Source organism: Nocardioides sp. (assembly GCF_964229035.1).
In the GTDB taxonomy this organism is placed as follows: Bacteria; Actinomycetota; Actinomycetes; order Propionibacteriales; family Nocardioidaceae; genus Nocardioides.
Genome location: NZ_CAXRAZ010000017.1, coordinates 1 through 13333, shown reverse-complemented (window position 1 = coordinate 13333; position 13333 = coordinate 1). Strand labels below are relative to the sequence as shown.

Annotated in this window: 13 protein-coding genes and 1 riboswitch; of the genes, 8 read left to right on the top strand and 5 right to left on the bottom strand. The window is 72.2% G+C overall.

Annotation, left to right across the window (positions count from 1 at the left end):
• Window positions 1-29 precede the first annotated feature (29 nt).
• Entirely contained in the window at window positions 30-1472 is a 1443-nt protein-coding gene (locus ACERUN_RS06085) for a trehalose-6-phosphate synthase (protein ID WP_370288928.1), read from the bottom strand.
• Between the two features lie 15 nt (window positions 1473-1487).
• Window positions 1488-2528 carry a Gfo/Idh/MocA family oxidoreductase gene (locus ACERUN_RS06080; RefSeq protein ID WP_370288927.1) on the bottom strand — a complete coding sequence of 347 codons (1041 nt, stop codon included), beginning with the start codon at window positions 2526-2528 and terminating at the stop codon, window positions 1488-1490.
• Between the two features lie 137 nt (window positions 2529-2665).
• On the opposite strand from ACERUN_RS06080, the gene ACERUN_RS06075 reads away from it, so the two are divergent.
• The 5 genes from ACERUN_RS06075 to ACERUN_RS06055 all read left to right on the top strand — a co-directional run bounded on the left by ACERUN_RS06075 (window position 2666) and on the right by ACERUN_RS06055 (window position 6598).
• Entirely contained in the window at window positions 2666-2965 is a 300-nt protein-coding gene (locus tag ACERUN_RS06075) for a DUF3263 domain-containing protein (protein WP_370288925.1), read from the top strand.
• Window positions 2966-3019: 54 nt separating this feature from the next.
• Entirely contained in the window at window positions 3020-3598 is a 579-nt protein-coding gene (locus tag ACERUN_RS06070) for a LytR C-terminal domain-containing protein (RefSeq protein WP_370288924.1), read from the top strand.
• A gap of 290 nt (window positions 3599-3888) precedes the next feature.
• Window positions 3889-4731: a trehalose-phosphatase gene (otsB, locus tag ACERUN_RS06065; protein WP_370288923.1), complete on the top strand. Its 843-nt coding sequence runs from the start codon at window positions 3889-3891 to the stop codon at window positions 4729-4731.
• A gap of 99 nt (window positions 4732-4830) precedes the next feature.
• Window positions 4831-4967: riboswitch (SAM riboswitch) on the top strand.
• An 11-nt stretch (window positions 4968-4978) separates the two neighbouring features.
• Window positions 4979-6277 carry a threonine synthase gene (gene thrC, locus ACERUN_RS06060; protein WP_370288922.1) on the top strand — a complete coding sequence of 433 codons (1299 nt, stop codon included), beginning with the start codon at window positions 4979-4981 and terminating at the stop codon, window positions 6275-6277.
• A 42-nt stretch (window positions 6278-6319) separates the two neighbouring features.
• Window positions 6320-6598, top strand: a complete 279-nt coding sequence (locus ACERUN_RS06055) for a MoaD/ThiS family protein (protein WP_370288919.1) — start codon at window positions 6320-6322, stop codon at window positions 6596-6598.
• Between the two features lie 28 nt (window positions 6599-6626).
• Here the strand turns inward: ACERUN_RS06055 and ACERUN_RS06050 are convergent, their stop codons facing one another.
• Together ACERUN_RS06050 and ACERUN_RS06045 are read right to left on the bottom strand one after the other, a co-directional pair.
• Entirely contained in the window at window positions 6627-7856 is a 1230-nt protein-coding gene (locus tag ACERUN_RS06050; RefSeq protein ID WP_370288918.1) for a hypothetical protein, read from the bottom strand.
• Window positions 7857-7933: 77 nt separating this feature from the next.
• A complete protein-coding gene (locus ACERUN_RS06045) occupies window positions 7934-9523 on the bottom strand; it encodes an AMP-binding protein (RefSeq protein WP_370288917.1) in 1590 nt (529 codons plus the stop codon).
• Between the two features lie 77 nt (window positions 9524-9600).
• On the opposite strand from ACERUN_RS06045, the gene ACERUN_RS06040 reads away from it, so the two are divergent.
• Together ACERUN_RS06040 and ACERUN_RS06035 are read left to right on the top strand one after the other, a co-directional pair.
• Entirely contained in the window at window positions 9601-10071 is a 471-nt protein-coding gene (locus ACERUN_RS06040; RefSeq protein WP_370288916.1) for an OsmC family protein, read from the top strand.
• Window positions 10072-10176: 105 nt separating this feature from the next.
• The gene (locus tag ACERUN_RS06035) at window positions 10177-11010 is read left to right on the top strand and encodes an SGNH/GDSL hydrolase family protein (RefSeq protein ID WP_370288915.1); all 834 of its coding nucleotides are present in this window, start codon (window positions 10177-10179) and stop codon (window positions 11008-11010) included.
• Window positions 11011-11049: 39 nt separating this feature from the next.
• On the opposite strand, the gene ACERUN_RS06030 is transcribed toward ACERUN_RS06035, so the two are convergent.
• Window positions 11050-11928 (bottom strand): RimK family alpha-L-glutamate ligase, encoded by an 879-nt coding sequence (locus tag ACERUN_RS06030; protein WP_370288914.1) that lies wholly within the window; start codon window positions 11926-11928, stop codon window positions 11050-11052.
• 199 nt (window positions 11929-12127) lie between these two features.
• Here ACERUN_RS06030 and groL point away from each other — a divergent pair.
• A partial coding sequence (gene groL / locus ACERUN_RS06025; RefSeq protein ID WP_370288913.1) for a chaperonin GroEL occupies window positions 12128-13333 on the top strand: 1206 nt, incomplete at its 3' end.

Here is a 13333-nt window from a genome sequence, read left to right as displayed (position 1 = left end):
CTACCGCGCGCACCCAGCCCGCGAGAGGGTCAGCCGCGGACCGGATCGCGCAGGTTGTGCCCGTGGGCGGCGTCGTGGGCGTCGTCCTCGAGCTCGGTCATGAAGGAGTCGGCCCACGCCTTCACGTCGTGCTGGGCGATCTGGCGGCGCATCGCCTTCATGCGGCGCGAGAGCTCCTTCGGCTCGGCCCGGTAGGCCTCGAGCAGGGCGCTCTTCATGCCGTTCATGTCGTAGGGGTTCACGAGCCAGGCCTGGCGCAGCTCGTCGGCGGCGCCGGCGAACTCCGAGAGCACCAGCGCACCGTCGTCCTCGATGCGGCAGGCGACGTACTCCTTGGCCACGAGGTTCATGCCGTCGCGGTAGGGCGTGACGACCATGACGTCGGCCGCGCGGTAGAGCGCCGCCATCTCCTCGCGGGGGTAGGAGGTGTGCAGGTAGCTGATCGCCGGGCGGCCGATGCGGCCGAGGTCGCCGTTGATGCGGCCCACGAGCAACTCGATGTCGTCGCGCAGGTTGCGGTAGTGCTCCACCCGCTCGCGCGAGGGCACGGCCACCTGCACGAACACCGCGTCGTCCACGGTGAAGGCGCCGTCGCGCAGCAGCTCGCCGAAGGCGCGCAGGCGGGCGTGGATGCCCTTGGTGTAGTCGAGGCGGTCGATGCCGAGGAAGATCTTGTGGGGGTTGCCCAGCGCCTCGCGGATCGCCGCGGCCCGTTCGGTGACGTGCTCGGAGCGCGCCATCTCCTCGAATCCCGCGGCGTCGATCGAGATCGGGAACGCGGCGGCGCGCACGGTGCGCCCGTCGGGCAGGTACACGTGGTCGCGATGGGTCTTGTGGCCGACGCGCTGGCGCACGAGCCGCACGAAGTTCTGCGCGGCGCCGGGCAGCTGGAAGCCGACGAGGTCGGCGCCGAGGAGACCCTCGAGGATCTGGCGCCGCCAGGGCAGCTGCTGGACCAGCTCGGCCGGCGGGAACGGGATGTGCAGGTAGAAGCCGATGCGCAGGTCGGGGCGCAGCTCGCGCAGCATCTGCGGCACCAGCTGCAGCTGGTAGTCGTGCACCCACACCGTGGCGCCCTTCGCTGCCAGCCGGGCGGCCTCCTCGGCGAAGCGGCGGTTGACCGAGACGTAGGTGTCCCACCACTCGCGGTGGAACTCCGGCTTGGCGACGACGTCGTGGTAGAGCGGCCAGAGCGTGCCGTTCGAGAAGCCCTCGTAGTGCTCCTCGATCTCGGTCTCGCTCATCGACAGCGGCACCAGCGAGAGGCCGTCGACGGTGAACGGCTTCAGCCGCTGCGAGGTGCCGCCGGGCCAGCCGATCCACACGCCGTCGTGGGCGCGCATCACCGGCTCGATCGCGGAGACGAGACCGCCGGGTGAGCGACGCCAGGTGGCCCGACCGTTCGCGCCCACCACCCGGTCGACCGGTAGACGGTTGGCGACGATCACGAGGTCATGGCCCACGTCGCCCACCCTAGGGGGTCGGGGTCAGTCGCCGGGGTAGGCGACACCCACCTGCGCGCGCAGGTCGTCCATCTGCCGCATGATCGTCAGGGTCTGCGCGTGGGGCACCAGCGGGCTCTCGGTGAGCCCCTCGCGCAGGCAGCGCTGCACCTCGGCGATCTCGTTGCCGTAGCCGCGTCCGATCACCGGCTCGCGTCCGGTAAGCACGACGCGCTCCTCGGGCCGCGGACCCGCGGGCCCGTGCGGGGTGAAGACGGCCTCGTCGGGGTGGTGGAACTGCGCGCCCACCTCGATGCGGCCCTCGTCGGTCGCGATCGCCGCGCGCCGCGACGACCACGAGCTCATCGAGGCGCCGAGCGCCGCCACCGCGCCGCCCGCGTAACGACCTGCGATCGCGATGTCGAGGTCGATCCCGGACGACGCGAGGCCCGCCGTCGCCGTCAGCTGCTCGGCCTCGCCGAGCACGAGGTGGGCGAAGGTCAGGGGATAGATGCCCATGTCGAGCAGGGCCCCACCGCCGAGCTCGGGCGCGAGCAGACGGTCCTCCGGCGGAGCGTCGACGCGGAAGCCCAGTTCGGCCTGCACCTGCCGGGGCGTGCCGAAGCGACCGGTGGCGAGGACGTCGATGAGCTCGCGCACCACCGGGTGGCAGGCGGTCCACATCGCCTCCATGAAGAACAGACCGCGCTCGCGGGCGAGGTCGATTATCGCCGCGGCGTCGCGCTCGCGCAGCGCCACGGGCTTCTCGCACAGCACGTGCTTGCCGGCCTCGAGCGCCAGGCGCACGTCGTCCGGGTGGAGGGCGTGGGGGGTGGCGACGTAGACGACGTCGACGTCGGGGTCGGCGACGAGACCGGCGTAGGAGCCGTGCGCTCGGGTCTGGTCGTCACCGTGCTCGGCGGCGAACGACGTTGCAGCCTCCGGACGACGCGAGCCCACCGCGGCCAGCCGGCCACCCGGCACCAGGGCGAGGTCGCGGGCGAAGCTGTGGGCGATCTTGCCGGTGGCGAGCACGCCCCAGCGGATCGGCTCGGCGGAGGGCTCGGGGAGGCTCGCGGAGGTCACCCGTCGACCCTAGGGCGTGCGCTCGCCGAGCGGGTCGCCGCGCCGTGGCGCGGCGAATGACATCGGTGTGATTCGGCCGTTACAGTGACGGGGCAGACGTGTCGCCGTGCGGCGACCACCCGGGTCGAGGAGACGTGATGAGCGCCGAGCGCAACCAGCAGGAGAACGCCGGTCCGGCCGACCCCGCTCGACTCAGCGACCGCGATCTCGCGATCCTCGACTTCGAGCGTCAGTGGTGGAAGTACGCCGGCGCCAAGGAGAGCGCCGTGCGCGAGCGCTTCGACATGAGCGCCACCCGCTACTACCAGGTGCTCAACGCCCTCATCGACCGTCCCGAGGCCCTCGCCGCCGACCCCCTTCTGGTGCGCCGTCTGCGTCGCCTCCGCTCGCAGCGCCAGCGCCAGCGCTCCGCCCGGCGCCTCGGCTTCGACATCTGATCCTCCTCAGCCACGCATCGCACCTGACCCGCACCCGAACCGAGAGAGGCGGCCGTGAACTTCCCCACCTTCCCCACCTGGCCCGCTCGCACCGTCGGGCAGCCCCGACGGCGCCACCAGCGCGGCGCCGTGCTCACCTCGCCCGTGGTGCTGCTCAGCGTCGTCGCGGTCGCACTCGCCGCGATCGCCTTCGTCGTCACCCGTAGCGACGCCCCGGCCGAGCGCGACATCTCCGCCACCAAGGCCGCCGCCGAACCCTCGAGCTCGGCACCGGCGTCCACGCCCTCGGGCAGCGGCAGCCCCTCGGCAGCGCCCAGCAGTTCGGCCCCGCCGAAGCCCACGCCCAAGCCCGTGGTGCGCGCCGACCACTCGGTGATCGTCTTCAACAACACCCAGATCAAGGGTCTCGCCGCCCGCGTCTCCGACACGGTCGAGAAGGCGGGATGGAAGGTCGCCGGCGCCGACAACTGGTACGGCACCGTGCCCGCCACCACCGTCTACTTCCCCAAGGGCCAGCGCGCCGTCGCCCGCCAGCTCGCCCTCGACCTCGGCGTCTCCCGCGTGCGCCCCGCCGACACCGGCGGCGCCATGAGCTCCACCAACCTCACCCTCATCCTCACCGGCGAGCTCTGAGTCGTCTTCGGGCGAGGGCGGCGGTCGGTCGGGCGCTCGCCCGGACCCTTCGGGCCCGGACTCTCGCCCGACGCGCCTTCGGCGCGTGACCGCCGCCCTCGCCCCTGCGCCTTCGGCGCGTGCCCGCCGCGGGGGAGACGCCGAGAGGGCGCGTTTCGGTCGCCGAGAGGGCGGGTTTCGGCCGCCGAGAGGGCGCGTGACGGCCGCCGAGGGGGCGGCGGGTCGGCTTTTCGTCCGCTGTTCTCGCGGCCGGGGGAGCCCCGCTTCACCGCTCATGGTTGGGTGGAGGGGTGATCTTCCGCTCCGCCGATGCCGAGCGGCGCTACGGCTCGATCGTTGAGGTGGCGCCGCGCACGGTCGTCGGGCTCGACTTCGACGGCACCCTCTCCCCGATCGTCGACGACCCCGCGAAGGCGCACATCCACCCCGACGCGCGTGACGTGCTCGTGGCCTTGGCCGAGGAGGTCGCGGCCGTCGCTGTCATCACCGGCCGCCCCGCCCGCCAGGTGCTCGACCTCGGCGGCCTCGAGGAGGTCGGCGACGCGCTGCAGGCGATCGGCAAGGAGCTCTTCGTCTTCGGCCAGTACGGCAACGAGCGGTGGACGTCGAACCAGCGCCGCATCCGCGGAGCCCGCCCGCCGCGCGGGTTGGCGACCTTCGAGCGCGACCTGCCGCGCGTGCTGCGCCAGGCGGGGGCGGCCGAGGCGTTCGTGGAGGACAAGGGGCTCGCGGTCGCCGTCCACACCCGGCGCCTGGACGACGGCGAGGCCGCCTTCGAGCGTCTCCTCCCGCGCCTGCGCGAGCTGGCCGAGCGCAACGGCATGGTGCTCGAGCCCGGCCGCTCGGTGATCGAGGTCCGCTCGCCCGGCTCCCACAAGGGCATGGTGGTCGAGCGGCTCGCCGCGGTGCTCGACGCCGAGGGCTTCCTCTTCGCCGGCGACGACCTCGGCGACGTCGAGGCCTTCGACGCCCTCGGCCACCTCGACACCCAGGGCGTCGCGACGCTGCGGGTGTGCTCGGCGTCCTCGGAGGAGAGCGCGCTGATGGACCTCTCCGACGTCGTGGTGCGCGGCCCGCGCGGCGTCCTCGACCTGCTCACCCGCCTCGCAGACGACGCCCGCGCCCGCCGCTGACGCCTGCTGACGCCCCCGGCATCTCAGGATCCGGGCACTCATCTCAGCGGACGGAATGCCGATTGGGGTCCGTGGAGCCGACGACCCTACTGTTGGCACTGCTCATCCAGAGGGACTGAGGGAACGGCCCTACGAAGTCCCGGCAACCGCCGCGAACCTCCGGACACCTGCGGGTGACCGTCGCGGAAACGGTGCCAAATCCGACCCTGGCGAGAGCCGCCCGGGGCAGATGAGAGGGAGGAACCCCATGAGCGCCGTCGTCACCGAGTCGACCACCACCGCCACCACGACCGCCCCCGCCGCTGCCGGCGGCCCGCGCGAGGGGGCGTTCGGCAACGCCACCGCCCTGTCGTGCCGCGAATGCGGCCACCAGGTCGCGCTGGGCCCCTTCTACGCCTGTCCGGAGTGTTTCGGCCCGCTCGAAATCTCCTACGACTTCCCCGCGATCACCCGCGAGGAGATCGAGGCCGGTCCGGCCAACATCTGGCGCTACAAGGCGCTGCTGCCGGTGCCGAGCGACATCGAGTCCAGCCCCAACACCGAGCCCGGGTTCACCCGCCTGATCGAGGCGAAGAACCTCGCCCGCGAGCTCGGCGTCGCCAAGGTGTGGGTGAAGGACGACTCCACCAACCCCACGAACTCCTTCAAGGACCGCGTCGTCGCCTGCGCGCTGAGCGCGGCCCGCGAGCTCGGCGCCACCGTGTTCGCCTGCCCCTCCACCGGCAACCTGGCCAACGCGGTCGCCGCCGCCGGCGCCCGGGCCGGCATGAAGACGGTCGTGTTCATCCCGAGCAACCTCGAGCAGCCCAAGCAGGTGAACTCGGCGATCTTCACCGAGAACCTCGTGGCCGTCGACGGCAACTACGACGACGTCAACAAGCTCGCCTCCGAGATCGCCGGCGAGGAGGAGGGCTGGGCGTTCGTCAACGTCAACGTGCGGCCCTACTACGCCGAGGGCTCCAAGACGCTCGGCTACGAGATCGCCGAGCAGCTCGGCTGGCGCCTGCCCGACCAGGTCGTGATCCCGGTGGCCTCCGGCTCGCAGCTGACCAAGGTCGACAAGGCCTTCCAGGAGCTCATCAAGCTCGGCCTCGTCGAGGACAAGCCCTATCGCATCTTCGGCGCGCAGGCCGAGGGCTGCGGCCCGGTTGCCACCGCCTACAAGGCCGGCGTCGACGCCATCCGCCCCGTGAAGCCCGACACGATCGCCAAGAGCCTGGCGATCGGCAACCCGGCCGACGGCATCTACGTCCTCGACATCACCCGCCGCACCGGCGGTGCGGTCGAGCAGGTCACCGACGACGAGATCCGCGAGGGCATCGTGCTGCTCGCTCGCACCGAGGGGATCTTCACCGAGACCGCCGGCGGCACCACGCTCGCGGTCACCAAGAAGCTCGTCGAGACGGGCCAGCTCGACCCCACCCTCGAGACGGTCGTCATCAACACCGGCCACGGCCTGAAGACCCTGGACGCCGTGTCCGGCCAGGTCGGCGCGGCGGCCACGATCGCGCCGTCTTACAAGGCCTTCAAGGCCACCGGGATCTGACCCACCCCCTACCAGCGCCGTAGCGAGCACGAAGGAACACCCATGGCCGTCTCCGTCCGGATCCCCACCATCCTGCGCACCTACACCGGTGGCGATTCCGAGGTGAGCGCCGAGGGCGCCAACCTCGCCGAGGTGCTCGAGGACCTCGACGCCCGTTTCCCGGGCGTCAAGGCGCGGATCCTGGACGAGGACGGCAAGCTGCGCCGCTTCGTCAACGTCTACGTCAACAACGACGACGTGCGCTTCGAGCAGGACCTCGCCACCCCGACGCCTCCGGGCGCCGAGGTGTCGGTGATCCCCGCGGTCGCCGGCGGCTGCTGAGCCGCTCCCGGCTTCCTGCCTGTCGACGTCAGCGGCTGTGCCAGACGTACTGCGTCGTCTGGACGCCGATCTGGTCGAGCCGGGCAGGGCCGTCGTAGCGGAAGCCGTCCCAGCGCACCCGGAAGCGCACCGTGCCGTCGCGGCGGATCAGTCGCGGCGGCACGACGTACCAGACCTGCCGGTTCGAGAGCTTGGCGTAGATGTCGACGTCGCGCACCCGGCCGTCCGCCAGCACGACCTCGAGGTCGAAGCCGTCCGGCTGGCGGTGGCGCCCTTCGAGGCGGAGGAAGATGGGATAGCCCGGTGCGCGAGACGCCGGGACGCGCACCACGTGCTCGGTGCGCACGAGTGCCTGCGCGCGGCGATCGAGCGCGCGGTAGCGCAGCGAGCCGGACACCGCGCGGAGCCGCGCGTCGCGCACGCGGAGGGTGCGGGTGCGGGTGCTGGCGGCGCTGCGCAGCTGGGCCACGTCGCGAACGGTGCGGTAGTCGTGCGAGACCCTGATGGGCGCCGACCGCGCGCCGGGGACCAGCGATCCACCGTCGGTGAACAGCAGCTGCAGATGGTAGGTGCCCGCCGGGGCGGTGGCGCCCCCCTCGCCGTCGCGGCGAGTCGCGCCGTCCCAGGTGAGGGTCCTCTCGCGCGTCCGCAGCGGGTACGGGCCGTCGACAGCGAGACCGGAGGGCCCGACCACTTGCCAGAGCACGTACTCGTGCGCCCGAGCCGTCGCCCCGACGGTGAACACGGCGCTCGTCACGTGATCCACTCCGGGGTGGGAGTCGCGCGGGAAGATGGTCGTGCCGTGCAGCCGCGGCGCCGTCACTGCGGGGGCGTCGCTGACGTGGATCACCGTCGACGCGGTCGTCGGCCGGTGGTCGCGGTACACGCCGGTGACCGTGACGGTCGCCGGGCCCGCAGGCAGCCGGACGCCGAGCGTGTCGGAGTCGATCGGGAGCCTCAGGTAGCCGAAGGGCCGGTCGTTGGCCGCCGCGACCTGTTCCGGCGTGAGTGCGGCCCCGCCGACCACGGCACCGTCCGCGGTGCGCACCGTCCAGCTGCCGGAGTCGAGCTGGCCGGACACCTCGACGGTGGCCGACTCCCACAGGCCGTCGCCGTTCTCCTCGAGCACCGTGTCGTGGCTGCCGACCACGAGGAAGGTTGGCTCGGGTTCGGCCGCGCCCGCTGATGTCGCAGGAGTGAGCGTGGCAGCGGCCACGATGCTGATGAGCGGCGTGAACAAGAGCGTGAGTCGACGCATGGACCCTCCCAGAGATCGAGCCCCGAGACGGGCTGCGCCCAGACCGTACACCGCGACGCGCCCGCTGGGGCGCGCGTTCAGCCCAGCAGCTCAGCCGCCAACCGCGCGCTGGCGGGGTAGTCGACCTTGCTCACCGGCGTGCGCGGCACGCGGTCGACGAAGAGCACCGTCTTGGGCACCTTGTAGGCCGAGATGAGCGCGCGGCAATGGGCGCGGACGTCGTCCTGGCTCAGGTGGACGTCGGCGCGCAGCTGCACGAGGGCGGTGACCTGCTGGCCCCAGCGCTCGTGCGGCGTGCCGACGACGACGGCGTCGAAGATGTCGTCGTGGCGCAGCAGCACCGCCTCGACCTCCTCGGGGTGCACCTTCTCGCCGCCGGTGTTGATGCACACCGAGCCGCGCCCGAGCACGGTGACCGAGCCGTCGGCCTCGCGACGGGCGAAGTCCCCGGGGATCACCCAGCGCACGCCGTCGATGGTCTTGAAGGTGGCGGCGGTCTTCACGGGGTCCTTGTAGTAGCCGAGCGGCACGGGGCCGCGCCGCGCGAGCATGCCGTCGACGCCCGGTGGGCACGGCTTGCCGAGGGGGTCGAAGACCTCGACGAGGTCGTCGACGGTGAAGCGGGGTGCTCCGGCGGCGCCCTCGCTGCCGTCGTCCACGCGGGAGCCGGCGGCGCCTGACTCGGAGGAGCCGTAGGAGTCGAGGATGAAGCGACCGGGCAGGGCGCGGCGGATCTCCTCGCGCACCCCGTCGGAGAGCGGTGCGGCGCCGTTCGAGACCGCGGCCAGGCTGGTGAGGTGCCAGCGGCCGGGGTTCTCCAGGATCGCCTCGGCGACCGGGCGACCCATGGCGTCGCCGAGGAAGGTCAGCGACACCACGCCGGCGGCGTCGACGAGGTCGAGGATCTTCTCCGCCTCGAAGCTCGGCTCGGTGTAGAGCGCCACGGTGTGCCCGGCGACGTGGCCGTTGCCCAGGATCCACTGGCTGCCGCCGTGCATCATCGGGCCGCACGCGAGCAGCACCATCGGGTTCTCGTTGGCGGCCGCCTCGGCGGTGAGCTGTTCGACCGACTCGAGCGGGGCGCCGTAGCGGGCGGCGTTGAGCGCGGCGCGCATCAGGTCCTCGATGCGCCACACCACGCCCTTGGGGTTGCCGGTGGTGCCGCCGGTGTAGAGCACGTAGTGGTCGTCGCCGGAGCGCCCGAGGTCGGGGCGCACGGGGGAGGAGGCGGCGAGCGCGGCGTCGTACTCCGGCCCGAGGACGACGAGCTGCCGCAGCGTCGGCACCTCCAACGCCTGCACCGCTTCCACGAACTCCGGCGCGATGATCGCGGCCACGCAGTCGGCGTTGTCGTAGAGGTAGGCCAGCTCGTCATGGAGGTAGCGGTAGTTGATGTTGATCGGCACCGCCCGCGCCTTCAGGCAGCCGTACAGCGCGTCGACCCACTCGATCCGGTTCGTCGCGTGGACGGCGACGTGGTCGCCCGGCGCGATGCCGAGCGAGATGAGGTGGTTGGCCAGGCGCGTGGCGCGTTCGTCGACCTCGGCGTAGGTGTAGCGCCGTTCGGTGGTGAACACGGCGACGCGGTCGGGGATCGCCTCAGCCATGCCCTCGAGCACATCGGCCAGGTTGATCGGGCGAGCGGGAGCGTGTGTGGCGGCGGTCACAGGAGAAGCGTGCCAAGTAGAACGTGTTCTCGCCAGCCTTTCGCGCGATCTGCATCCGAGTGCGCGAGGATCGCGGCGTGACCGATCACCACTACGCCCTCGACGTCATCTGGCAGGGCGACCGCGGCAGCGGCACCTCGGGCTACCGCGACTACGACCGCGACGTGCTGCTGCGCGCCGCCGGCAAGCCCGACCTGCTCGGCTCGGCCGACACTCCCTTCCGTGGCGACGGTTCGCGGTGGAACCCCGAGGAGCTGCTGCTCGCCGCGCTCGCGCAGTGCCATCTGCTCAGCTACCTGCACTCGGCGGTCAACCACGGCGTGGTGGTGCGGGCCTACACCGACAGCCCGGTCGGCACGATGAGCCAGGTCGGCCAGGGCGGGCGCTTCACCTCCGTGACCCTGCGCCCCCGGGTCACGGTCGCGGACGACGCGATGGTCGCCACCGCGCAGACCATCCATGCCGAGGCCGCGGCCAACTGCTTCATCGCCGCATCGGTGAACTTCCCCGTGCTCCACGAGCCGGAGGTCGTCGTCCTCGGGGCCTGACGGGCTGAGTCGCCGGGCTCGTCGCGCGACGTTCGCCCGGAGGGTCCCCGCCGATCCACCGCCGGGCCACGTCCCGTTCAGCCGCGCGTGGCACTACTGAGCGACGTGAGCAGGTCGCGCAGCAGTCTCGTCGTCCTCGGAGCGCTCGCGGCAGGCGTCGGCCTGACCACCGGCGGCGGTCGCGAGCTGCTCCGGCGCCAGGCGGCGCTCGCGCGCGCTCGCATCGGCAAGCCGCTCGGGGAGGAGGCGCTCGACGCCGACAAGACCTGGAAGCGAAAGGCCTACGCCGAGCACGGTGAGCCGCTGCAGCTGCTCGTGCTGGGCGACTCCATCGCCGCGGGGCTCGGCGCCGAGCGGCCCAAGGACACCCTCGGCGCCCGCCTGGCCCGCGGCCTGGCCGATGCGCTGCAGCGCCCGGTGCGCCTGCGCACCGGAGCCGTGGTGGGCTCGGAGAGCTCGGCGCTGGCCGGGCAGCTCGACGCCCTGCCGGCCGACTACCGCGCGGACGTCGCGGTGGTCATCGTCGGCGGCAACGACGTCACGCACCGCGTGCCGGCCGGCACCGCCGCCGCCCACCTCGAGGACGCCGTCGTGCGGCTGCGCGAGCGGGGTGTGGCCGTGGTGGTGGGCACCTGCCCGGACCTCGGCGCCCTGCGCCCCGTGCCGCAGCCGCTGCGCTCGCTCGGCTCGCGGATGTCGCGCTCGCTCGCCGCGGCCCAGGCCGAGGTCGCCACGCGCAACGGCGCGTACGCGGTGTCGCTCGCCCACGTCGTGGGGCCCTTCTTCATCACCAACCCCGACGAGATGTTCAGCCTCGACAACTTCCACCCGAGTGCCCTGGGCTACAAGCGCACCGCGAAGGCGCTGCTGCCCTCGGTGCTGCACGCGCTCGGGGAGGCCGAGCGGGTGCCGTTCGGTCACGCGCCGCCAGCGGGGTGAGCGCGGGATGAGCGCGGGATGAGCGCGGGGGCGTGCCGGTCAGTCCCGCTCGCCGAGGCGGGCCGCGACCACGTCCGCGAAGCGCTCCGCGTTGGTCGGCATCACGTCGAGGTAGAGGCTCGGCTCGATGAGCTCGAGCTCGCTCACCACCCAGGCGCCGTCGTGGTGCACGAGGTCGACGCGGGCGTAGTCGACGCCGGTGTCGAAGCGGCGGGCCACGGCGTCGACGGCCTGCACGGCGAGCCCGGCGCGCACGGGATCGATCTCCACGACACCGGTGCGGCCGCCGTACAGCGGGTGCACCCGCACCTCGCCCGCCGCCGCCTCGGCCTCGCCGACCTGCTTGGCGGCCTGGCCGGCCACCTCGCCGCCGATCACGTAGACCGAGCTCTCGCCCGTCGTGCGCACGGAGGCCACGAGCGGCTGCACCACCCAGGGGCCGGCGGTGAGCTCCTGCAGCCGGGGGTCGTGCAGCTGCTCGGCCACCACCACGCCGACGCCGCCGGCGCCCGTGCGCGGCTTGACGACGCTCGGCCCCCAGCGCTCCAGTGCCTGCTGCAGCCCGGCGGGCAGGGCGTCGTCCTCGACGACGAGGGTGGGTACGGCCGCGACGTCGAGATCGGGCAGCTGGGCGAGATAGGCCTTATCGGCGTTCCAGGCCATCACCTCGGCGCCGTTGAGCAGGCGTGTGCGCTGCTCCACCTCCCGGGCCCAGGCCAGGAAGGCGGCGGGGCGCCGGTAGTAGTCCCAGGTCGAGCGGACGGCGACCAGGTCGGCGCCGGCCCAGTCGACCGACGGGTCGCTCCAGACCGCCCAGGAGGCCTCGATGCTGCGGTGCTGCAGCGCCTCGAGGAGCAGGTGACCCTCGGGTTCGCCGCCGGGCATCAGGTCGAAGGTCGCGAGCAGCATCCGAGTCACGCGATCGACCCTAGGAGAGGGGCCCCGCTCCTTGCACTCGCAGGGGTCGAGTGCTAAACATGACGCTGGCACTCTCGTGGTGAGAGTGACAACGAACGCCCGGCTGTCGGAGCCTCGTGCACCTGCGGCCAGCGCCGCGGACCGACGGCCCGCACCCCCGCAAGATCGTCCACCTGACTGGGTAAGGATCGCAGGAGATATGTCGAAGCTGATTGCATTCAACGAGGAGGCCCGGCGCGGCCTGGAGCGTGGCATGAACACGCTCGCCGACGCCGTCAAGGTCACCCTCGGCCCCAAGGGCCGCAACGTCGTCCTGGAGAAGAAGTGGGGCGCCCCCACCATCACCAACGACGGCGTCTCCATCGCCAAGGAGATCGAGCTCGAGGACCCCTACGAGAAGATCGGCGCCGAGCTGGTCAAGGAGGTCGCCAAGAAGACCGACGACGTCGCGGGTGACGGCACCACCACCGCCACCGTGCTCGCCCAGGCGCTCGTGCGCGAGGGCTTGCGCAACGTCGCCGCCGGCGCCAACCCGATGGGTCTCAAGCGCGGCATCGAGGCCGCCGTCACCGCCGTGAGCGAGCAGCTGCTCGGCCAGGCCAAGGACGTCGAGACCCGCGAGCAGATCGCCGCCACCGCCACCATCTCCGCCGGTGGCGACGCCACCGTCGGCGACGCCATCGCCGAGGCGATGGACAAGGTCGGCAAGGAGGGCGTCATCACGGTCGAGGAGTCGAACACCTTCGGCATCGACCTCGAGCTCACCGAGGGCATGCGCTTCGACAAGGGCTACATCTCGGCCTACTTCGTCACCGACCCCGAGCGCATGGAGACCGTGCTGGAGGACGCCTACGTCCTGCTCGCCAACTCCAAGATCAGCAACGTCAAGGACCTGCTGCCGCTGCTCGAGAAGGTCATGCAGTCGGGCAAGCCCCTCGTCATCATCGCCGAGGACGTCGACGGCGAGGCGCTGTCGACCCTGGTCGTGAACAAGATCCGCGGCACCTTCAAGTCCGTGGCCGTCAAGGCCCCCGGCTTCGGCGACCGCCGCAAGGCCATGCTGCAGGACATCGCGATCCTCACCGGCGGCCAGGTCATCAGCGAGGAGGTCGGCCTCAAGCTCGAGACCGCCGGTCTCGAGCTGCTCGGCCAGGCCCGCAAGGTCGTCATCACCAAGGACGAGACCACCATCGTCGAGGGTGCCGGCGACCAGGCCCAGATCGAGGGCCGGGTCAACCAGATCCGCGCCGAGATCGAGAAGTCGGACTCCGACTACGACCGCGAGAAGCTGCAGGAGCGCCTCGCCAAGCTGGCCGGCGGCGTGGCCGTCATCAAGGTCGGCGCGGCCACCGAGGTCGAGCTCAAGGAGCGCAAGCACCGCATCGAGGACGCCGTGCGCAACGCC